The organism is Nocardia sp. NPDC051750 (genome assembly GCF_044453135.1).
Lineage (GTDB): Bacteria > Actinomycetota > Actinomycetes > Mycobacteriales > Mycobacteriaceae > Nocardia.
The window spans coordinates 262,865-283,733 of record NZ_JBITCK010000006.1 but is presented as its reverse complement, the minus strand read 5'-3'; the positions used below and the strand labels follow the sequence as shown (position 1 = coordinate 283,733).

Sequence of the window (20,869 nt, the reverse complement as noted above, 5' to 3'; positions counted from 1 at the left end):
CGCCTGTGCGCCGGGTGCGGCCCGTCTCGCGTCGTTCGTATTCAGAGACCGCCGGTCGACAGCAGACCGCCGTCGACCCGGACCGTTTCGCCGGTGATCCATTCCGCCTGGTCGGAGGCCAGGAAAGCGATCAGCCGCGCCACATCCTCCGGCGACCCCAGCCGCTTCATCGGATAGACCTGCGCGGCCGCTTCCTCGTCGGCCGAATACAGCGCGTCCGCGAAACTGGTCTTCACCACGCCGGGCGCGACCGCGTTGACGCGGATCTTCGGACCCAGCTGCCAGGCCAATTCGTCGGTGAGCCGGATCAGTGCCGCCTTGGACGCCCCATAGGCAGCGATCACACCGGTCGAGCGCAGCCCCGCGACGCTGGCCACGTTGACCACCGCGCCCCCGTGCTCGCCCATCCACGCCTTGTACGCCTCCTGGATGTAGCCCAGGGCGGCGACGACGTTCACATCGAAGATCTTGCGGACGGCATCCAGATCGGCTTCCATCAGCGCGCCGTACACCGGGTTGATCCCGGTGTTGTTGATCAGGATGTCCAGCGATCCGAATTCGGTGACCGCACGCTGTACGGCGGCGGTCCGGGCCTCGCCGTCACCGGAGTTCCCGGCCACCGCGACGACCTCGCCCTGATGCCCCAACCCGCGCAGTTCGGCGGCCGCCTTGTCCAGCGGTTCGGGTTTGCGCGCGGTGATCAGCACGTTCGCGCCCCGGCCCAGCAGCTCCGCGGCCACCGCGTAGCCGATACCCCGGCTGGCCCCGGAGACCAGCGCGCTCTTACCCAACAGATCGGTGCTCATATCCGGGCAGGCTACCGTGCCGCGCCCGCTTCCCGGTCGTCGGCGGACCGCTCGGACGGCCGGTGCGGGCGGGCATCCGCGTGCACCGGGTAAAATCGGTGGTTCCGTGTCCGGTCACCGCCGATCATGGGTGGAACACCTTCCGCCGAAGGCACCGGATCCATGCCCCCGACCCTGCTCCTAGGAGATATCTGTGATCACCGCGACCGACCTCGAGGTCCGGGCCGGCGTCCGTACCCTGCTGTCCGCGCCGGGCCCGGCGCTGCGGGTGCAGGCCGGTGACCGGATCGGCCTGGTCGGGCGTAACGGCGCCGGGAAGACCACCACCCTGCGCATCCTGGCCGGTGAGGGCGAACCGTACGCCGGAACGATCATGCGGTCGACCGATATCGGCTATCTCCCGCAGGATCCGCGTGAGGGAAATCTGGACGTTCTCGCGCGTGACCGGGTGCTCTCCGCCCGCGGCCTGGACGCGCTGATCCGGGATATGGAGAAACAACAGGCGCTGATGGCCGAACTGGCCGATGAGACCGAGCGCGAACGGGCCGTCCGCAAATACGGCCGGCTCGAGGACCGGTTCTCGGCGCTCGGCGGGTACGTGGCCGAAAGTGAGGCTGCCCGGATCTGTAACAGCCTGGGTCTGCCCGACCGGGTACTGGATCAGTCGCTGCGCACGCTCTCCGGCGGTCAGCGCCGGCGAATCGAACTGGCGCGCATTCTGTTCGCGGCCTCCGACGGTAGCGGCGGCCGCTCCGACACGACCCTGCTGCTGGACGAGCCCACCAACCACCTCGACGCGGATTCGATCACCTGGCTGCGTGGCTTCCTGCAGAACCACGACGGCGGCCTCATCGTGATCAGCCACGATGTCGACCTGCTCGCCGATGTGGTCAACAAGGTCTGGTTCCTGGACGCGGTCCGCGGTGAGGCCGATGTCTACAACATGGGCTGGACCAAATACCTCGACGCGCGCGCCACCGACGAACAGCGCCGCCGCCGGGAACGGGCCAACGCCGAGAAGAAGGCGTCGGCGCTGCGTTCGCAGGCCGCCAAGCTCGGCGCGAAGGCCACGAAAGCCGTTGCCGCCCAGAATATGGCCAAACGCGCCGATCGGCTGATGGCCGAACTGGACGAGGTACGCGTCGCGGACAAGGTCGCCCGGATCAAGTTCCCCGAACCCGCGGCCTGCGGTAAGACCCCGCTGATGGCGGAGAACCTGACCAAGGTCTACGGCTCGCTGGAGATCTTCACCGGTGTGGACCTGGCCATCGATCGCGGCAGCCGCGTCGTGGTGCTGGGCCTCAACGGCGCGGGAAAGACGACGCTGCTGCGGCTGCTGGCCGGTGCCGAGCAGCCCACCGCGGGCGGGCTCGTTCCCGGTCACGGGCTGAAGATCGGCTATTTCGCGCAGGAACACGACACTCTCGACGATTCGGCGAGTGTGTGGGAGAACATCCGGCATGCGGCACCGGATGCGGGCGAGCAGGAACTGCGCGGACTGCTGGGTGCCTTCATGTTCACCGGGCCGCAGCTCGACCAGCCCGCCGGAACGCTGTCCGGTGGTGAGAAGACCCGGCTGGCGCTGGCGGGCCTGGTGTCCTCCGCCGCCAACGTCCTGTTGCTCGACGAACCGACCAACAACCTGGACCCGATTTCGCGCGAGCAGGTCCTCGACGCCCTGCGTACCTACGCGGGCGCGGTCGTCCTGGTGACCCACGATCCGGGCGCCGCCGAGGCGCTGAACCCGGAGCGGGTGATCCTGCTTCCGGACGGCACCGAGGACCATTGGTCGGCCGAGTACCTGGAATTGATTCAGCTCGCGTGAGTTTCATCACAAGAACTCATTGCCGGATGCTCGCCGAATGCTTAGCCTGAGAGAGACGCTGCTCGGCGACTCGGAGGAAGCCATGGGCGACAGGCCGGTACAGAGCAAGAGCACATTGGGTAAAGGCACTCGCGTCACGGGAAAGTCACGCGACCGCCTGCAGACCCAGTTGAAGAAGCAATACGAAGCAGGGGCGAGCATCAGGTCGCTGGCACGAGCGACCGGACGTTCCTACGGATTCATCCACAACGTGCTCACGGAGTCGCATGTGCAACTCCGCAGCCGTGGTGGCGCGAATCGCCGTAAATCCCGCTAGCCGCACCGTATTCGCAGGCCCCGCCGCCGGGCATCGACCGGCGGCGCGGTTTTCGGTGCGCCGGAATGTGGCTACGGTGGGCGTTCACCACCCGGATACGGCACCGTCGCCGTGTACCAGGAGACCGGCCAGGCTGGCGAAGATCGGCAATCCGGTCTTGATCTCCAGATAGGCGAACTGCCCCTGCGGGTTGACCTCGAGGAAATAGTGCTCGCCGTCGGCGCCGATCCGTAGATCGAGGACGCCGAAACTGAGTCCCAGCGTGCCCATCAGGATAGCCAAAGATTTGCTGACCGATGCGGGTAGCCGCACCGGGGAGAAATCGACGGAGATATCCAGCCGGGAATCGACCCGGCCCGCACCGGCAGGGGAGTCGATCCGCACCGCCCACTCCTGCCCCTCCACCCACACCACCCGCAGATCGCATTCCGGCTCGATATAGCGCTGGAAAGTGGTCGGTGCCCAGCGGATCGCGGACAGCCGGTGCAGATCGGCGGGCTCGACGAGCCGGGTTTCGCTGAACTCCGCGCGGGACGTTCCCGTCCGTTTGAAAACAACGGGCGCCCCGCAGGTTTCGATGAATTCCCGGGCCTCGTCGGGGTCGTTGGTGATCAGTGTCTCCGGGATCGCGCAGCCGGCGAGCCGAGCCGTCTCCAGTTGCACGATCTTGCGGTGGGCGATCCGGTCGTGACCGGGATCGTTGACCCATCGCGCGGGCAGCGACCACAGCAGACCCTGCACGAAACCGTCGCATTCGGCCTGCCGGAAGGCATCGTCGTCCGCCCGGACACCGGCCGGCACCCGGCTCGGATGCGGCCGGCGCCACCACACCGCGCGGACGTTGTCGAGTCCGGTCAGGCCCCCCAGCGCGCGTGCCGGACCGGAGCGGCCGAGCCGGAACGTTCCCGCTTCGTGCGGAAAATCGCGCAGGTCGAGCCGTAGTGGATTGATTCCGTGGCGTTCTCGCAGGGTGGCCTGCATCGCGGCCGCATGCAGATCGTCGGATTCGGAGACGATCAGGACCGGCCCCGGCCGGGTGGTCATCGAGCCGACCGCTCAGTCGAGGCTGTCGGCGTGGATACCATCACCTGACCTGGTCTGCGCGCGGGTGAACGTGGCCGGATGCACCGGAGCGCCGGTGAGGTCGAGTTGTGCCGCCCAGGTTTCGGTCAGCCGGCGCAGCTGGGCGTCACCGAAGGCGGGTGACGGTGGTGCCGCCAGTGTCATAGGTCGTTCCCCCACATCGATACGCAGCCGGCGAGTGAAATCCGCCGTCGCACCGGGCCGGATATCGATCAGGACCGCGGGCGTGGCGGCCCTGCTGTCGTGCTCCCGGATGGCGAGCACATCGCGACGGTGGAAGGTCCATGTCCCATCAGCAACCCGTACCCGGATATCGCGGTCCGATTCGCCGACGACAACACCCGTGAGGGTGGCGACGGCCTCGGAATGCGTTGTGCCGAGGGGTTGGAGGGCATCGGTCATCTGATTCTCCGATCTAGCTCGCAGTGTGCCACGACCCGAGCGCGTCCGGATCATAACGCCGTACGGAGACAGGGGCCCCGATATCGCCGCATTTGCCCGTCCTGAGTACTGATCTTGTCTCCGGAAAATTTCCTGTGGCGGAAGATTTCCGGTAACCCCACTGGACGTCCGGACCGGAAAAATGTTTGCCGGAACCCGCCGGAGCGGGTCAGCCGCCGAGCAGTTCCGGCTTTTCCGCCAATCCACGTAACCGCGCGGCCGGATCGTCGAGCAATCGCCGGGCGTCCAGATCGAGCAGGCCGCCGACCCCCACCACCTCGGCCGCGAGAGTGCCGTCGACGCGGATCATCTCCTGCCGGACGCGATAGGTCTTGCCGGTGCCCCATTCGAATGCGCACGTCACCCGGAATTCGTCCCCGCCGCGCAGCTCACGCCGGTACTTGATGGTGGTCTCCAGGACTACCGGCCCTATCCGGGCCGCCACCAGTTTGTCCGGCTGCAGGCCGGCGGCCAGCAGGCACTCCCAGCGGGCGTGTTCGGCGTACTGCAGGTAGACCGCCTGATTGACATGGCCCTGGACATCGAGTTCGTAACCGCGGACGGTCACGGGGACGGAGAAGGTCATGCCGGTGCGAACCCGCGGGCCGTCGCCGTTGTTCCCGTTTCAGCGTCGCTGGGCGTTCCGCTCCTGCCACCACCGGGGCTCGTCGACGAAGTGGTTGTCGTATTCCTCCTGGGACGCGGCGAGTTCCTCCAGTGTCGCCTCGCCGCGGGCGATGCGTTCGAGCAGCCGGAAGTAGCCGAACCGTTGTACGCCGGGCATGAGTGCGATCAGGATGCGGGCGCCGGTGTCCGGTGTCGCGCCGAAGGCGTGGGTGGTCGTCTTCGGAACGACGGCCGAGCCGCCTGCGCCGATCGTGACGAGGCGGTCGCCGGCCAGGAGTTGCAGTTCGCCCTCTGCGACATAGAACAGTTCGTCGGACAGCGTGTGGAAATGCGGTGCGGCACCGTCGGCGCCGCGCTCCATGGTGACCTCGAGGGTGCTCACCGAGCCGTGTGCCTGTTCGGCGTCGATGAGTAGCCGCATGGTGACCGATTCGGTGCGCAGCGTCTCGGCGTCGCCGGCCTGCTGGATCGCGGCGGTGGGGGTGGTGGGCACGGCTCCTCCTGGTAATTCGCTGACATATAATTCGCTACCGAACTATATGTCAGCGAATAGAATCATGTCCATGACCGAATCCGATGCGATCGATGCCATCGAGCGGCAATGGCGACGCGAACGTCCCGACCTGGACTTGGCGGCGATGGTGGTCTTCGCCCGCCTCGGACGGCTGGCGATCGTCGCCGAACGCGAAATAGAGGCGGTGTTCCTCGCGCACGGCCTGCGACGCGGCGAATTCGACGTGCTGGCCGCACTGCGGCGGGCCGGGGCCCCCTTCGAACTCAACCCCTCCGGGCTCGCGGAAACCCTCATGCTGTCGCGGGCGGGAATGACAGGACGGTTGGACCGCCTGGAGTTGGCGGGCTACGTGCGGCGGATCGCCGACACCGGCGATCGGCGCGCGGTGCGGGTCGCCCTGACGGCCGCGGGACAGGAACTCGTCGATACGGTGGTGACCGACCACACCGCCAACGAGACGCGGATGCTGTCGGCCTTGACCGCGGCCGAACGCCGGGAGTTGGACCGGATCGCCGGAAAGCTGCTCACCGCACTCGAATCCGGCGGCTGACGGCCGTCCGGCGGGCGCTCGGCGCCGCACTCACGGGCGGCGCCGCACCGAAGCCTCCACCAGATCCAGGACGGCGGTGAGGTTTTCGTTGGTATGCCCCGAAGCGATACGGGCGATGAGGCCGTCGAGCACCAGATCGAGGTAGCCCAGCAGGACATCGGTGGGCACATCGTCGCGCAACGCGCCGGCGGCTTTGCGGCGTTCCAGCCGGGCCAGGGTCGCGGCGGTGAGCTCGGCCGAACGCTGCGTCCAGCCGGCCCGGAACTCCGGATCGGTGCGGAGCCGCCGGGCGATCTCGAGCCGGGTGCCCAGCCAGTTGTACTCCTGCGGGTCGGCGAGCATATTCCGCATCACCTGCACAATGCCCTGGTTGGCCGCGACGTCGGCCATCCGCTCGGCATCCTCTTGGGCCAGCGCCAGGAAAAGCGCGTCCTTATCGCGGAAATGATGGAAGATCGCGCCGCGGGACAGGCCGATACCTTCCTCGAGGCGGCGCACCGTGGCGCCTTCGTACCCGAACTCGGCGAAACAGCGGCGCGCGCCGTCGAGTATCTGTGTACGCCGGGCGGCCAGATGATCATCGCTGACCTTGGGCATGAACTCTCCTCCACAGAGGGGCTGGATACGAAACACGGGCGATGGTCACAGATATGCGCAACCCCGCCGCGGCCGAGACCGAGGCGGGGAATCCCGGTGTCTACTGGGTGATCTCGCGCGGACGATGTGGCATCCGGCTCCGGCGCCCGCTCGCCGGACCCTCGGAATCGGATGAGCCGGAGGCTCGCATCCCGAGGGTCGGCGCGCGGGGCCGGTAATGCCCTACCGCCGCGGGTCGATCAGCCTCGGATCATATTCCGCAGCACGTACTGCAGAATGCCACCGTTGCGGTAGTAATCCGCCTCACCGGGGGTGTCGATCCGGACCACGGCGTCGAATTCCACCTTCTGGCCGTCGACCTTGGTCGCGGTGACATGGACGGTCGACGGGGTGGTACCCGAGTTGAGTTCCTCGATACCGGCGATATCGAAGACCTCGGTGCCCGTGAGGCCCAGCGATTTCGCCGATTCGCCCGCCGGGAACTGCAGCGGGATCACACCCATACCGATCAGGTTCGACCGGTGGATACGCTCGAACGATTCGGTGATGACGGCCTTGACGCCCAGCAGCCGGGTGCCCTTCGCGGCCCAGTCGCGGGACGAGCCGGAGCCGTATTCCTTGCCGCCCAGCACGACCAGCGGGATACCGGCCTTCTGGTAGTTCTGCGAGGCGTCGTAGATGAACGCCTGCGGGGCGCCCTCCTGGGTGAAGTCGCGGGTGTAACCGCCCGAGACATCGTCGAGGAGCTGGTTGCGCAGCCGGATATTGGCGAAGGTACCGCGGATCATCACCTCGTGGTTACCGCGCCGCGAGCCCAGGGAGTTGTAGTCCTTGCGCGCCACGCCGTGGGCATCGAGGTAATCGGCGGCCGGGGTGCCCGGTTTGATGGCACCGGCGGGCGAGATGTGGTCGGTGGTCACCGAATCGCCCAGCAGGGCCAGTACTCGGGCGCCCTTGATATCGGCAACCGGCTCCGGCTCCATGCCCATACCGTCGAAGTAGGGCGCCTTGCGCACGTAGGTGGAATCGTCGCTCCACTCGAACGTGTTGCCCTCCGGGGTGGGCAGGCTGCGCCACCGCTCGTCGCCCTTGAAGACGTCGGCGTAGGACTTGGTGAACATCTCCTGGCTGATCGCCGACTTGATGGTGTCGTCGATCTCCTGCGCCGAGGGCCAGATGTCCTTCAGGAACACCGGGTTGCCCTGAGTGTCCTTGCCCAGCGCATCGTTCTCGAAGTCGAAGTCCATGGTGCCCGCGAGCGCGTAGGCGATGACCAGCGGCGGCGAGGCCAGGTAGTTCATCTTCACGTCGGGGGAAATGCGTCCCTCGAAGTTGCGGTTACCCGACAGCACCGCCGTGACGGTGAGGTCGTTGTCGTTGACCGCCTTGGAGATCTCCTCCGGCAGCGGACCGGTGTTGCCGATGCAGGTGGTGCAGCCGTAACCGCCCAGGTAGAAGCCGAGTTTCTCCAGGTACGGCCACAGACCGGCCTTGTTGTAGTAATCGGTGACGACCTGCGAGCCCGGGGCCATATTGGTCTTCACCCACGGCTTACTGGTCAGGCCCTTCTCGACCGCGTTACGGGCGAGCAGCGCCGCGCCGATCATGACCGACGGGTTCGAGGTGTTGGTGCAGGAGGTGATACCCGCGACCGCGACCGCGCCGTGGTCCAGGATGAACTCACCGCGCTCCTCGCTGACGACCCGCACCGGCTTGGAGGGCCGGCCCTGGGAGTTGACCGCCGCGGACAGCACGTCGACGGCGCCGTCGTCGGCGAAGGACAGCGTGGCCGGATCGGAGGCCGGGAACGATTCCTCGACGGCCTCGTCCAGCTGGGAATGCGGCGTCGGGTGCTGGTCCTCGACGTAGTTGTGGATGTCTTTGCGGAACGCGATCTTCGATTCGCTCAGCGCGATCCGGTCCTGCGGGCGCTTGGGGCCGGCGATGGAGGGCACCACGGTGCTCAGGTCGAGCTCGAGGTACTCCGAGTAGGTGGGTTCGGCGGCCGGATCGTGCCACATGCCCTGTTCCTTGGCGTAGGCCTCGACGAGCGCCAGCTGCTCCTCGGTGCGGCCGGTCAGGCGCAGGTAGTTGATGGTCTCCTCGTCGATCGGGAAGATCGCCGCGGTGGAGCCGAACTCGGGGCTCATATTGCCCAGGGTGGCGCGGTTGGCCAGCGGCACCTCGGCGACGCCCTGACCGTAGAACTCGACGAACTTGCCGACCACACCGTGCTTGCGCAGCATATCGGTGACGGTGAGCACCACGTCGGTGGCGGTGACGCCCGGTTTGATCTCACCGGTGAGCTTGAAGCCCACCACGCGCGGGATCAGCATGGAGACCGGCTGGCCCAGCATGGCGGCCTCGGCCTCGATACCGCCGACGCCCCAGCCCAGCACACCCAGGCCGTTGACCATGGTGGTGTGCGAGTCGGTACCGACGCAAGTGTCCGGGTAGGCCTGGCCGTTACGGACCATGACGGTACGGGCCAGGTACTCGATGTTCACCTGGTGCACGATGCCGGTGCCGGGGGGGACGACCTTGAAATCGTCGAACGCGCCCTGGCCCCAGCGCAGGAACTGGTAGCGCTCGCCGTTGCGCTCGTATTCGAGTTCGACATTGCGCTCGAAGGCATCGGCGCGGCCGAAGACGTCGAGGATGAGCGAGTGGTCGATGACCATCTCGGCGGGGGAGAGCGGGTTGACCTTCTCCGGGTCGCCACCGAGCGCGGAAACCGCCTCGCGCATGGTGGCCAGGTCGACCACGCAGGGCACGCCGGTGAAGTCCTGCATCACCACGCGTGCGGGGGTGAACTGGATCTCGATACTGGGCTGGGCGTCGTGGTCCCAGTTCGCCAGGGCGCGGATATGGTCCGCGGTAATGTTGGCGCCGTCCTCGGTCCGCAGCAGATTTTCGGCGAGGACCTTCAGTGCGTACGGGAGTTTCTCGGTGCCGGGCACGGCCGAGAGGCGGAAGATCTCGTAGGAGTTGCTTCCGACCTCGAGGTTGCCCTTGGCGCCGAAAGTATCGATACTTTTGGTCACGTCAGCTCCACTTGTCGGGTGTGGGCGCCGCCGGCGGGGCTGTGCCGGCGGCGGTACGTCTCTGGTATGAGGTGCCGGCCCGGGATGGCGCCGGTTCCCCGCGATTCCCAACCCTAACAGTACGCTTGTCCTGTGAAATTTCCGGGGCCGACGGCGCCACCGCCGGTCGGCCCGGCAACCATCGGGCGTGGCGGGTGTAGGTCAACCGTTCCCGCGTCGCGTAATCTGCTCTCGAGCTGGTCCGGGTTGCCGGGGCGTACCTTCGGGTACTCCCGCAATTCGTGACCAGTATCGGATTCCCCGTCGCCTCGCCTATCGATGCGGCCTCGACCAAGACCGGATGGAAGATGACCGTCACCCACACTTCGGCCTTCTCCCTCAAGGCCACCAAGCTGCCGGACGAATTCGACTCGGACACCATGCAGGAAGTCCGGTCCGATCTCGCCGACAACGGGGTGTCCGCACCCGACGGCGACGACCAGAGCGAACTGGCCGCAATCGTGGCCGATGCGCGGGCCGAGGGTATCGATCTGAGCATCGTCGTGATGCACGGCAACCCGGGCCACGATTCGGAGCTGCGTGACCTCGCCACCGAAGTCGCCGGATTCCAGCACGGCACGGTCGCGGTCTTCAGCGACGACTGGATCGGCACCACCAGCGATTCGATCAGCCGGGTGCGGTTGGAGTGGGCCGAGGACAAGGCGAAGTTCAAGGGGGGCGACAGCGAGGAGGCTGCGCAGATCCTGGTGCACCGCCTCGAACAGGCTCCGATGGTGAACTGGACCGAGATCACCTCGGTGCTGCTCGCCGGGCTCGTCCTCGCGATCGGTGGGTTGTACTGGGTCAAATCACGGCGCCGCAGTACGCCGGTGCCCGGAGCGGAGCCGGTGCGCGAACCGGTGTCGCGATAGCGGCCTATCCGGTGCGGGGGCCGGTTGCCGCATCGGGCCGGCCCCGGATCCCCGACACGGCCGAGGTTTCGGCAGCCCGCGAGGCGGGCATGATGCCGTATCGGTACGTATGGTCGACAGCAACGGGCGATAGCAGCGGCCGTGGCTCGACTACGCGGCCGGTCACCGTATCCGGATGCGCCGAATATCGCGACAGTGGAGCCGGTTGCGGCGGATACGGCCATCACCTGGAATAGTTGTGACAGCACGCACAGGACCGAGGCGAAAGCGGGGATGTTGGTGACTTCGACGGACGGTGTCAAAGGGGCGGATTTGGCGAAAGAACCGCCGACGCCTGCTTCGAGCACCCTCGAACGCGACGTCCAGACCCTGGAAAAGGCGATATACGAGGTCAAACGAGTAATTGTCGGGCAGGACCGGCTGGTCGAGCGGCTGCTGGTCGGGGTGCTCGCGCGGGGACATGTCCTGCTGGAAGGTGTGCCCGGTATCGCCAAGACGCTCGCGGTGGAGACCTTCGCCAAGGTGGTCGGCGGTTCGTTCTCCCGCGTCCAGTTCACCCCGGACCTGGTCCCTACCGACCTGGTCGGCACCCGGATCTATCGCCAGGGCCGGGAGGAGTTCGATACAGAACTCGGCCCTGTCGTGGCGAACTTCGTCCTCGCCGACGAGATCAACCGCGCACCGGCGAAGGTGCAGTCGGCCCTGCTCGAGGTGATGGCCGAACGGCATGTGTCCATCGGCGGCAAGACCTACCCCATGCCCGATCCGTTCCTGGTGATGGCCACCCAGAACCCGATCGAGAGCGAGGGCGTGTACCCGCTGCCGGAGGCGCAGCGCGACCGCTTCCTGTTCAAGGTGGTCGTCGACTATCCCTCGGTCGAGGAGGAGCGCGAGATCATCTACCGGATGGGGGTTTCGCCGCCGGAACCCGGGCAGATCCTCGAGCCGACGGAACTGCTGCGACTGCAGAAGTTGGCGGCGAGCACCTTCGTGCACCACGCGCTGGTCGACTACGTGGTCCGGGTGATCTCGGCCACCCGCACGCCGGCCGAATTCGGTATGCACGATGTGGCGAACTGGATCTCCTACGGTGCCTCGCCCCGGGCCAGCCTCGGCATCATCGCCGCCGCCCGCGCCGTGGCACTCATCCGCGGACGTGACTATGTGGTTCCGCAGGATGTGATCGAGGTGATCCCGGATGTCCTCCGGCATCGCCTGGTGCTGTCCTACGACGCGCTCGCCGACGAGATCAGCCCCGAGGATGTGATCCAGCGGGTGCTGCAGACCGTGGGCATGCCGCAGGTCGCGCCGCAGGCGGTTGCGCCCGGTGCGCCGCCGGCCGCGGAGAACGGCAACGGCCGGTCCGCCCCGCCGCAGCCCGCCGGGGCGCCCCAGGTACCGCAGACCGCCGGCACGAACCAGAACCGGTGACCCGGCCCCCGGACCCCCGTGCCCGAGTGCCCATGGCCGATCACGCGCCACCCTCGTTCCGGTCGGGCGAGCTGACCGATCCGCATCTGACCGCGGCGCTGAAAACGCTGGAGCTCACTGTGCGCCGCCGGCTCGACGGTGTCCTGCACGGTGACCATCTCGGCCTGATCCCCGGACCGGGTTCGGAGCCGGGGGAGGCGCGCGCGTATCAACCCGGCGACGATGTCCGGCAGATGGACTGGTCGGTCACCGCCCGCACCACCCATCCGCATGTCCGCCAGATGATCGCGGACCGGGAACTGGAGACATGGATGGTGGTGGACCTGTCCGCCAGCCTGGATTTCGGTACCGGTTCCTGCCAGAAACGCGATCTGGTGGTCGCCGCCGCGGCCGCGATCACCCATCTGACGATGGGCGGCGGGAACCGGATCGGGGCCGTGGTGGCCACCGGTGAGCAGTTGCTCCGCATTCCGGCGCGCAGCGGCCGGGTGCACGCGCAATCGCTGCTGCGCAGTATCGCCACCACACCGCATCCTCGGGACGGGGTGCGCGGCGATCTGCACGGCGCGATCGAATCCCTGCGCCGCCCGCAACGTAAACGCGGCCTCGCCGTGGTCATCAGCGATTTTCTCGGCGAGATCGGCTGGCAGCGGTCGTTGCGCGCCATTTCCGCGCGGCACGATCTGCTGGCCGTCGAGGTGCTCGATCCGCGGGATACCGCGTTGCCCGATATCGGTGATGTGGTGCTGCACGATCCGGAAACCGGGCGCACCCGCGAATTCAGCGTCACGCCCCAGTTGCGCGCCGACTACGCGGCGGCCGCGCAACGCCACCGGGAGGAGGTCGAGCAGACCCTGCGCAGTTGCGGAGCCCCGGTGCTGACCCTGCAGACCGACCGGGACTGGATCGCCGATGTGGTCCGGTTCGTCTCCACTCGGCGCCACAGCCTCGGCGCCTCGACACCCCGGGTGCCACGCCAGTGAGTATTTCGAATTTCGCCGCCCCGATCTGGCTCGGGTTCCTTGCCGTCGTCCTGCTGCTCGCACTGGGATATCTGCTGGCCCAGCGCAGTAAGCACCGGCATATGCTGCGGTTCGCCAATATGGAGCAGCTCGAGAAGGTCGCTCCCAACCGGCCGAGCTTCTGGCGTCATGTGCCGATCGTGCTGCTGATCGTGGGCATGGTGTTCTCCACGATCGGCGCGGCCGGACCGACCGCCGAGCAGAAGGTACCGCGCAACCGGGCCACGGTGGTGCTCGTCATGGACGTCTCGCTGTCCATGGAGGCCACCGATGTCTCGCCGAACCGGCTGCAGGTCGCCCAGGAGGCGGCCAAGAATTTCGCCGAGGGCCTGACCCCCGGGATCAACCTGGGCCTGGTGACCTACGCGGGTACCGCGTCGGTACTGGTCTCGCCCACCACCGACCGGGGATCGGTCAAGGCCGCGATCGACAACATCAAGCTCGCCGAACGCACCGCGACGGGCGAGGGGATTTTCACCGCACTGCAGTCGATCGAGACACTGGCTTCGGTACTCGGCGGTTCGGAAACGCCGCCGCCGGCGCGGATCGTGCTGATGTCCGACGGTAAGCAGACGGTCCCGGATTTCGAGGATTTCGACAATCCGCGCCACGAATTCGTGGCGGCCCGGCTGGCGAAAACCAAGAAGATCCCGGTGTCGACGATCTCCTTCGGTACGAAATGGGGTGTCGTCGAGATACCCCGGGAGGACGGTGGCGCCGACCAGGTCGATGTTCCGGTGGACGACGAGGCAATGCAGGAGATCGCGCAATTGTCGGGTGGGGAGTTCTATACGGCCTCCAGCCTGCAAGAGCTGTCCGGTGTCTACGACACCCTGGAGGAACAGATCGGGTACGAGGTGACCAGAGGCGATGCGAGTCGGCCGTGGTGGCTGCTCGGCCTGCTGGCCACCCTCGCCGGTGTCGTGGTGGCCCTGGTTCTGCGTCAGCGGTTGCCGTAACGGGACGGCCGGGCCGGGCCGGGTCGGATCCGGGCGCCGGGAGTTTCGCGGGCCGGGTTCACTGCCGAACCCGGCCCGCTTCTTTCCCTTCCGTTTTGTCGAAGATGCACAAGTCCACCGGGAGAATTCCGGTGGACGTCCCATGAGAGTGGCCGCCACTCGGCCAGGTAGGTTGTCCACATGTCGAACTTCACAGCACGTTCGGTCCTGGTGACCGGCGGTAACCGCGGCATCGGGCTCGCGGTCGCGCAGCGCCTGCATGCCGACGGTCACAAGGTGGCCGTGACCCATCGTGGTTCGGGCGCACCCGAGGGTCTGCTCGGAGTGAAATGCGATGTCACCGACAGTGAATCGGTGGATCGGGCCTTCGCCGAAGTCGAGGCCCAGCAGGGCCCGGTGGAGGTGCTGGTGGCCAATGCCGGAATCACCGATGACACCCTGCTCATGCGGATGACCGAAGAGCAGTTCACCAAAGTCGTCGACGCCAACCTGGCCGGTGCCTTCCGGTGTGCCAAGCGGGCCAACCGGGCCATGCTGCGCGCCCGGTGGGGCCGGATGATCTTCCTCGGATCGGTGGTCGGGCTCGCGGGTCAGGCCGGGCAGATCAACTACGCCGCCTCGAAGGCCGGTGTCGTCGGGCTGGCGCGTTCGATCACTCGTGAGCTCGGCTCGCGGTCGATCACCGCCAACGTCGTTGCGCCGGGTTTCATCGAGACCGATATGACCAAGGACCTGCCGGACAATCTGCGGGAGATGGCCGAGAAGTTCATCCCGCTCCAGCGGGTCGGTAAGCCCGAGGATGTCGCGGCGGTGATCAGCTTCCTGGCCTCGGAGGACTCGGCGTATGTCTCCGGCGCGGTGATCCCGGTCGACGGCGGTATGGGTATGGGGCACTGACCCGCCCGCAGTTCACCGAGCACACTTCGAAAGCCGCGCCGCCGGCACTGTGAGCGCAGTATCCGCTCCGGCCGGACGCGATACACCACCACACATCAGGAGAAGCGACAACTCATGGGCGGATTGCTCGAAGGCAAGACGATCCTCGTCACCGGCATCATCACCGATGCCTCCATCGCGTTCCACGCGGCGGCGATCGCGCAGAAGGAGGGTGCCAAGGTGATCATCACCGGCATCACCGAGCGGCTGCGGTTGATCGACCGGATCGCCAAGCGACTGCCCGAGGAGGTGCCGCCGGCCATCGGGCTCGACGTCACCAGTGCCGACGATCTGGCGAAACTCCCGGACGAGCTCCGCCGGCTCGCGCCCGAGGGCATCGACGGTGTCCTGCATTCGATCGCCTTCGCCCCGAAGACGCTGATGGGCCCGGACGCGGTGCCGTTCCTCGACGGCCCCAGCGCGGACGCCGCGAAATCCTTCGAGATCTCCGCGTGGAGCTATGCGGCGCTGGCGCGTGCGGTGCTGCCGGTGATGAACGAGGGCGGGTCGATCGTCGGAATGGATTTCGATCCCCGGACCGCGATGCCGTACTACAACTGGATGGGTGTGGCGAAGGCCGCGCTGGAATCCGTGAACCGGTACGTGGCGCGGGAGGTCGGCTACGCGAAGAAGATCCGGTCGAACCTGGTGGCCGCCGGGCCGGTCAAAACGCTCGCAGCCAAGGCCATCGCCGGAACCGCAACCGACGACGCCAAACAGCTGAAGCAGCTGGATACCTATTGGGACGGCGCCTCGCCCATCGGCTGGGACGGCGGTGCCGAGGTGGTCGGTAAGTCGATCGTCGCGCTGCTGTCGGACTGGCTGCCGGCGACCACGGGGTCGATCATCTACGTCGACGGCGGGGCCAGCCACAACACCTGGTTCCCCGAGAACATGCCGCTGGACTGATCACCCGACCGAGGAGGAGGCGCCGTGGCCCGCGCGGCCGACGCGTTACTGTTGCTGTCCTTCGGCGGACCGGAAGGTCCCGAGGATGTGCTGCCGTTTCTGGAGAACGTCACCCGCGGGCGCGGTGTCCCACCCGAACGCCTGGCCGAGGTTGCCGAGCACTATCTGCATTTCGGCGGGGTGTCACCGATCAATGCCTGCAACCGCGCGATCATCGCGGCGGTCGAGCGTGAGCTGGCGCGTACCGGCCTGGATCTGCCGGTGTATTTCGGCAATCGCAACTGGGATCCCATGGTGGAGGACACTGTGGCCCGGATGGCCGCCGAGGGCGTGCGCTCGGCGCTGGTGTTCCCGACGTCCGCCTGGGGTGGGTACTCGGGTTGCCGCCAGTACGACGAGGACATCCTCCGGGCGCGTGCGGCCGTGGGGCCCGGCGCCCCGGAACTGGTGAAACTGCGGCAGTATTTCGATCATCCACTGTTGATCGCGGCGTTCGCCGACGCCGTCCGCGCGGCCCGGGCGTCGCTTCCCGCGGACCGGGCCGAGAGCACCCGGCTGGTGTTCACCGCACATTCGGTGCCGGTGTCGGCCGATAACGCGGCCGGTCCGCCGGGTGACGGCGGCCGCCTCTACAGCCGCCAGGTCGCCGAAGCGGCCCGGTTATGCGCTGCCGCCACCGGTTTCGGCGACTATGACGTGGTCTGGCAGTCGCGGTCGGGTCCGCCGCAGGTGCCGTGGCTGGAGCCGGATATCGTCGACCATCTGGAAACCTTGCCGGACAAGGGTTTCGATGCCGTTATCGTCTGCCCGGTGGGGTTCGTCTCCGACCACCTCGAGGTGATCTGGGACCTCGACAACGAAGCCGCCGCGAGGGCCGCCGAACTCGATCTCGCCTTCGCGCGGGCGGCGACACCGGGCACCGACGGCCGATTCGCCGAAATGGTGGTCGAGCTGATCGGGGAGCATGTCCGGGGGGCCGAGGCGCGCCGTCTCGGCGCGGTACCGGGTTACGGATGCACGGTCGACGGCGCACCCTGCGCCGTCGATTGCTGTGCACCCGTGCGACGTCCCTCCCGGTAGTTCGCTCGGGAGGCGAGTCGATTGGCTGCGCGGGTGGCGGCCGCGGGCCGTCCGGGCGATCATCGTCGGTCGCGTCGGCAGCCGGTCCAATTCCCGCGGGTGGCCGGAGGCCGGTGTCCTGTCGGCCCGACCCCGGTGGTCAGATCGTCGCGGTGGCGGGGCACAGCGCTGCCGGCTCGGCGTTCGGCTACCGGCCGACCTCTAGGAGTACGGAACCGGAATCCCCGGCACCGGCGACCGGCGGTGGTCTCAGCGCGTCTGCGGCGCCGCGGTATGCACGGCGACGAGCCGGGCGGCGCGGATCGCGTCCCACAGCGGGCGCAACAGCGATTCGTGGGCGGTGGCGGCCGTCGCCGAGGTCGGCGCGGAGGCCGGCTCACGCTGGGCGACGGTCAGGATAGCCGCCACATGGTCGGCGGTATCGAGGATGCGTTTGGCCCGCAGCGGGACGTAGTCGGGATAGGTGTGCCGGGAATAGTCGGCCAGTTCGGCCTCGATGAGTTCGCGGGGGTCGGCATCGCCGGCGCCCAGCCCCGTGGTGTGCAGGCGCATGAGCGCGTCGGCGGCGTCGCGCACGGCCTCGCGCATCGCGTACTCGGCCTCGCCCAGCGACATATCGGGGCCCGCGGCCGGTGGCATCGGGACGGTGTAGACCGTCCACTGCAGGGCCGACTCGTCAGTGTGGTACGGGATGAGCCCGGTGCCCTCGGTCCCGGGGACCCCGATGAGGATTCCTTCGCCCGCCTCGACCGCGTCGGTGGCGAAGGCGGTGCCGATCGGCAGGCCGCGGACATCGCCGGGCACCGGCAGCACCAGTCGCAACTCCGACCCCGGTACGGCGAGGCCCTCGCGAATCATCTTGAGCAGCGGCATCACTGCCGTCCCGGACGGCTCCCCGAGCGCGGTCCACGGCAGATCGGTGCGCCCACCGGCCACCGGATCACCGGCCGCGAGGGTGTGCCGGGGTGCCCACGCATGCAGCGCCTCGAGGACGTCGTCGGGCGCGCTGCGACCCGCGAGCCACGATCCGGCCCACAGCGTGAGGGTGGCACTGGGAGAGCACATAATCATCGAGCATAAAGGGTGTCGGCAACCCGCGGGCAGCGTCTGCGCAGGCTGTTCGCACGCGTTAGAATTGTTGCCCCGGTTCGGTGACGAAATCGATCAGGCGTTCCACCGCGCCGAGTAGCGGCGCCTCCAGATCCCGGAACGAATTCACCGCCGAATACACCCGGCGCCAGCCGTCCTGCGGTGTGCCCCAGCCCAGTCGCCCGCAGACACCGGTTTTCCAATCCTCGCCGCGCGGGACCCGTGGCCATTCTGTAATTCCTACCGCCGCCGGTTTCACCGCCTGCCAGATATCGACGAACGGATGCCCGGTGACCAGAACGTAGTCGCCGAGACCCGTGGTGAGATGTGATTCCTTGGACCCGGTCACCAAATGGTCCACCAGCACACCGACGCGTTTACCGGGGCCGGGACCGAATTCGGTCAGCCGGGCGGCGAGGTTGTCGAGGCCCTCCAGATGTTCCACCACCACCCCCTCGACCCGCAGATCGTGGCCCCAGACCCGTTCCACGAGGGCGGCGTCGTGCACCCCCTCGACCCAGATCCGGCTGGGCGCGGCGACTTTGGCGCGTAATCCGTCGACCCTGGTCGATCCGGAGGCAGAGCGCACCGGTTTCGCCGGTGCCGTCTTCTTCGGCCGGACCAGTGTCACCGGCTCACCGTCGATCAGGAATGCGGCTTCGCGGAGCGCGAAAAGGCGTACGGCACCACGGGCATCCGCCAATTTCACGAAATCGCCGTCGTAGGTTCGGTCGAATCCGACCACCGCGCCGCAGAACCCGCTGGCCGCGTCTTCCACCACGAGATCGGGACCGGCTTCCACCCGCGGGACGGCCCGCTGGGCGGTGCGCGGATGGCCGGAGAAAATATCGCCGTATCGATCGCTCACCGGGCCGAAAGTAGCGTATCGGCGGGATCCGCGGGCGCTGCCGAGCCGGGGTGTCGCCTGTCCGGCTTCCGCCCGGTGGGATATCCCACCGGGCGTACCTCCGTGTTCACGTCGCTTGTTCCCGGTCGCACATCCGGCCACGTCCATTAGGCTGGGCGACGTGGCCGCTGTTGTCTGGCTGGTCGCCGGCGTACTGCTGGCGGCTGCCGAAATGTTCGTGGGCGAACTGACGCTGCTGATGCTCGGTTCCGCCGCGCTGCTGACGGCCGGGGTGAGCTTTCTGACCGATGCCCCTGTTGTCGTGGACGGCGTGGTCTTCGCCGTCGCCGCCGTGGTGCTGCTGATCGGCGTCCGGCCGACCCTGTTGCGGCGCTTCGGGACTCCGCCGCCGACGCCGACCAATGTGGATGCGCTGACCGGTAAGTCCGCGGTGGTTCTGGAGCCGGTGGGTGAACACGACGGCCGGGTGAAATTGAGCGGCGAGGTGTGGAGCGCCCGGTCCCTGGATCCGGGGGAGGAGTATCCGGCGGGTGCGACGGTATACGTGATGAAGATCGACGGGGCGACCGCTGTCGTCTGGAAAGGGCCGTAATGGCTGCATTGATTCTCGTGATCGCCCTGGTGCTGCTCGCGGCGGTGGTGGTGTTCAAGTCGATCGCGCTGGTGCCGCAGGCCGAAGCCGCGGTGATCGAACGGCTGGGCAGGTATTCGCGCACGGTTTCGGGCCAGCTGACATTCCTGGTGCCGTTCGCCGACCGGATTCGCGCCAAGGTCGACCTGCGCGAACGGGTGGTGTCCTTCCCGCCGCAGCCGGTGATCACCCAGGACAATCTGACGCTGCAGATCGACTCCGTCGTGTACTTCCAGGTGATGCAGCCGCAGGCGGCGGTCTACGAGATCTCCAACTACATCGCCGCGGTGGAACAGCTCACCGTGACCACCCTGCGCAATGTGGTCGGCGGGATGACCTTGGAGGAGACGCTGACCTCCCGTGATCAGATCAACAGTCAGCTGCGCGGCGTTCTCGACGAAGCCACCGGACGCTGGGGTCTGCGGGTGGCGCGAGTCGAGCTCAAGTCCATCGATCCGCCGCCGTCGATCCAGGAATCGATGGAGAAGCAGATGAAGGCGGACCGGGAAAAGCGCGCCATGATCCTCAACGCCGAGGGCACCCGGGAATCGCAGATCAAGACGGCCGAGGGCGCCAAACAGGCCCAGATCCTCGCCGCCGAGGGTGCCAAACAGTCGGCGATCCTGTCCGCCGAGGGGGAACGTCAGAGCCGGATCCTGCGGGCGCAGGGCGAACGTGCCGCCTCCTACCTGCAAGCGCAGGGCCAGGCGAAAGCGATCGAAAAGGTTTTCGCCGCAATCAAATCCGGGAAGCCCACTCCGGAGCTGCTGGCCTACCAGTACATGCAGACACTGCCCATGGTCGCGCGGGGCGATGCCAACAAGGTGTGGCTGGTGCCCAGCGATTTCGGCAAGGCGCTGGAGGGTTTCGCGAAGAATTTCGCCACCCGCGGCGAGGACGGTGTTTTCCGTTACGAACCGCCGGCCGAGGACGAGACCCCCGGCAAACCCGAGGACGACTCCGACGAGGTGGCGGACTGGTTCGACACCAGCACCGACCCGGCCGTCGAGCGCGCGGTCCGGGCCGCGGAATCGGTCGCCCGGACGCCGGTGGATACCTCGGCGCCGGTCTCGACCACGAAGCCGGACCCCCGGAACCGGCCTCCGCAGGCGGCGCTCCCGCCGGAGCAGCCCGGCGGGTAGCCGCAAGCAACCGGGCAGACTCCGGACCGGGCGCTGGTCCAGGAACTGAACGGCGCGCTGTGCTGGGCGCGCGGCGAACCCCGAGGTG

The 20,869-nt window shown here is 67.6% G+C and carries 21 protein-coding genes; 12 read left to right on the top strand and 9 right to left on the bottom strand.

All coding sequences use genetic code 11. The features are described from left to right. Positions 1-41: 41 nt before the first annotated feature. Positions 42-806, bottom strand: a complete 765-nt coding sequence (locus ACIA75_RS26105) for an SDR family oxidoreductase (RefSeq protein ID WP_397108418.1) — start codon at positions 804-806, stop codon at positions 42-44. 193 nt (positions 807-999) lie between these two features. Here ACIA75_RS26105 and ACIA75_RS26100 point away from each other — a divergent pair, with 193 nt between their 5' ends. Further along, positions 1,000-2,631: an ABC-F family ATP-binding cassette domain-containing protein gene (locus ACIA75_RS26100; protein ID WP_397108416.1), complete on the top strand. Its 1,632-nt coding sequence runs from the start codon at positions 1,000-1,002 to the stop codon at positions 2,629-2,631. Positions 2,632-2,713: 82 nt separating this feature from the next. Next, on the top strand, positions 2,714-2,947 hold the full coding sequence (locus tag ACIA75_RS26095; protein WP_030520514.1) for a helix-turn-helix domain-containing protein: 234 nt from the start codon (positions 2,714-2,716) through the stop codon (positions 2,945-2,947). Between the two features lie 84 nt (positions 2,948-3,031). On the opposite strand, the gene ACIA75_RS26090 is transcribed toward ACIA75_RS26095, so the two are convergent. From ACIA75_RS26090 to ACIA75_RS26075, 4 genes are all read right to left on the bottom strand, one after another. Then, positions 3,032-3,991, bottom strand: coding sequence for a hypothetical protein (locus tag ACIA75_RS26090; protein ID WP_397108414.1), 960 nt, complete (start codon positions 3,989-3,991; stop codon positions 3,032-3,034). 12 nt (positions 3,992-4,003) lie between these two features. Beyond that, a complete protein-coding gene (locus ACIA75_RS26085; protein WP_397108412.1) occupies positions 4,004-4,432 on the bottom strand; it encodes a hypothetical protein in 429 nt (142 codons plus the stop codon). 208 nt (positions 4,433-4,640) lie between these two features. Next, entirely contained in the window at positions 4,641-5,057 is a 417-nt protein-coding gene (locus ACIA75_RS26080) for an acyl-CoA thioesterase (protein ID WP_397108410.1), read from the bottom strand. A gap of 39 nt (positions 5,058-5,096) precedes the next feature. After that, positions 5,097-5,519, bottom strand: a complete 423-nt coding sequence (locus tag ACIA75_RS26075; protein ID WP_397109100.1) for a cupin domain-containing protein — start codon at positions 5,517-5,519, stop codon at positions 5,097-5,099. 142 nt (positions 5,520-5,661) lie between these two features. Here ACIA75_RS26075 and ACIA75_RS26070 point away from each other — a divergent pair, with 142 nt between their 5' ends. Beyond that, positions 5,662-6,162, top strand: a complete 501-nt coding sequence (locus tag ACIA75_RS26070; protein WP_397108408.1) for a MarR family winged helix-turn-helix transcriptional regulator — start codon at positions 5,662-5,664, stop codon at positions 6,160-6,162. 30 nt (positions 6,163-6,192) lie between these two features. Here ACIA75_RS26070 and ACIA75_RS26065 read toward each other — a convergent pair whose 3' ends face one another. After that, positions 6,193-6,759, bottom strand: a complete 567-nt coding sequence (locus ACIA75_RS26065) for a helix-turn-helix domain-containing protein (RefSeq protein ID WP_357233461.1) — start codon at positions 6,757-6,759, stop codon at positions 6,193-6,195. Positions 6,760-6,998: 239 nt separating this feature from the next. Beyond that, entirely contained in the window at positions 6,999-9,803 is a 2,805-nt protein-coding gene (locus ACIA75_RS26060) for an aconitate hydratase (protein WP_397108405.1), read from the bottom strand. Between the two features lie 281 nt (positions 9,804-10,084). Between ACIA75_RS26060 and ACIA75_RS26055 the strand changes: the two genes are divergently transcribed. The 7 genes from ACIA75_RS26055 to ACIA75_RS26025 all read left to right on the top strand — a co-directional run bounded on the left by ACIA75_RS26055 (position 10,085) and on the right by ACIA75_RS26025 (position 17,051). Beyond that, positions 10,085-10,714 carry a DUF6676 family protein gene (locus ACIA75_RS26055; RefSeq protein ID WP_397108403.1) on the top strand — a complete coding sequence of 210 codons (630 nt, stop codon included), beginning with the start codon at positions 10,085-10,087 and terminating at the stop codon, positions 10,712-10,714. Between the two features lie 273 nt (positions 10,715-10,987). Continuing rightward, a complete protein-coding gene (locus tag ACIA75_RS26050; RefSeq protein ID WP_397108401.1) occupies positions 10,988-12,145 on the top strand; it encodes an AAA family ATPase in 1,158 nt (385 codons plus the stop codon). 32 nt (positions 12,146-12,177) lie between these two features. Continuing rightward, positions 12,178-13,128 (top strand): DUF58 domain-containing protein, encoded by a 951-nt coding sequence (locus tag ACIA75_RS26045; RefSeq protein WP_397108399.1) that lies wholly within the window; start codon positions 12,178-12,180, stop codon positions 13,126-13,128. Beyond that, the gene (locus ACIA75_RS26040; RefSeq protein ID WP_397108397.1) at positions 13,125-14,126 is read left to right on the top strand and encodes a VWA domain-containing protein; all 1,002 of its coding nucleotides are present in this window, start codon (positions 13,125-13,127) and stop codon (positions 14,124-14,126) included. The genes ACIA75_RS26045 and ACIA75_RS26040 overlap by 4 nt, the downstream gene beginning before the upstream one ends. 180 nt (positions 14,127-14,306) lie before the next feature. Next, positions 14,307-15,023, top strand: a complete 717-nt coding sequence (gene fabG1, locus ACIA75_RS26035) for a 3-oxoacyl-ACP reductase FabG1 (RefSeq protein ID WP_397108395.1) — start codon at positions 14,307-14,309, stop codon at positions 15,021-15,023. A 114-nt stretch (positions 15,024-15,137) separates the two neighbouring features. Further along, entirely contained in the window at positions 15,138-15,971 is an 834-nt protein-coding gene (gene inhA / locus ACIA75_RS26030) for an NADH-dependent enoyl-ACP reductase InhA (protein WP_397108393.1), read from the top strand. Positions 15,972-15,995: 24 nt separating this feature from the next. Continuing rightward, entirely contained in the window at positions 15,996-17,051 is a 1,056-nt protein-coding gene (locus tag ACIA75_RS26025) for a ferrochelatase (RefSeq protein ID WP_397108391.1), read from the top strand. A 249-nt stretch (positions 17,052-17,300) separates the two neighbouring features. Here ACIA75_RS26025 and ACIA75_RS26020 read toward each other — a convergent pair whose 3' ends face one another. Both ACIA75_RS26020 and ACIA75_RS26015 read right to left on the bottom strand, forming a co-directional pair. Continuing rightward, positions 17,301-18,116 carry a hypothetical protein gene (locus tag ACIA75_RS26020; protein ID WP_397108389.1) on the bottom strand — a complete coding sequence of 272 codons (816 nt, stop codon included), beginning with the start codon at positions 18,114-18,116 and terminating at the stop codon, positions 17,301-17,303. A 64-nt stretch (positions 18,117-18,180) separates the two neighbouring features. Then, positions 18,181-19,008: a DUF3097 domain-containing protein gene (locus ACIA75_RS26015; protein ID WP_397108387.1), complete on the bottom strand. Its 828-nt coding sequence runs from the start codon at positions 19,006-19,008 to the stop codon at positions 18,181-18,183. Positions 19,009-19,168: 160 nt separating this feature from the next. Here ACIA75_RS26015 and ACIA75_RS26010 point away from each other — a divergent pair, with 160 nt between their 5' ends. Next, on the top strand, positions 19,169-19,600 hold the full coding sequence (locus ACIA75_RS26010) for an NfeD family protein (RefSeq protein ID WP_397108385.1): 432 nt from the start codon (positions 19,169-19,171) through the stop codon (positions 19,598-19,600). Next, positions 19,600-20,781, top strand: coding sequence for an SPFH domain-containing protein (locus ACIA75_RS26005; RefSeq protein WP_397108383.1), 1,182 nt, complete (start codon positions 19,600-19,602; stop codon positions 20,779-20,781). Before ACIA75_RS26010 ends, ACIA75_RS26005 begins: the two co-directional genes overlap by 1 nt. Positions 20,782-20,869 lie beyond the last annotated feature (88 nt).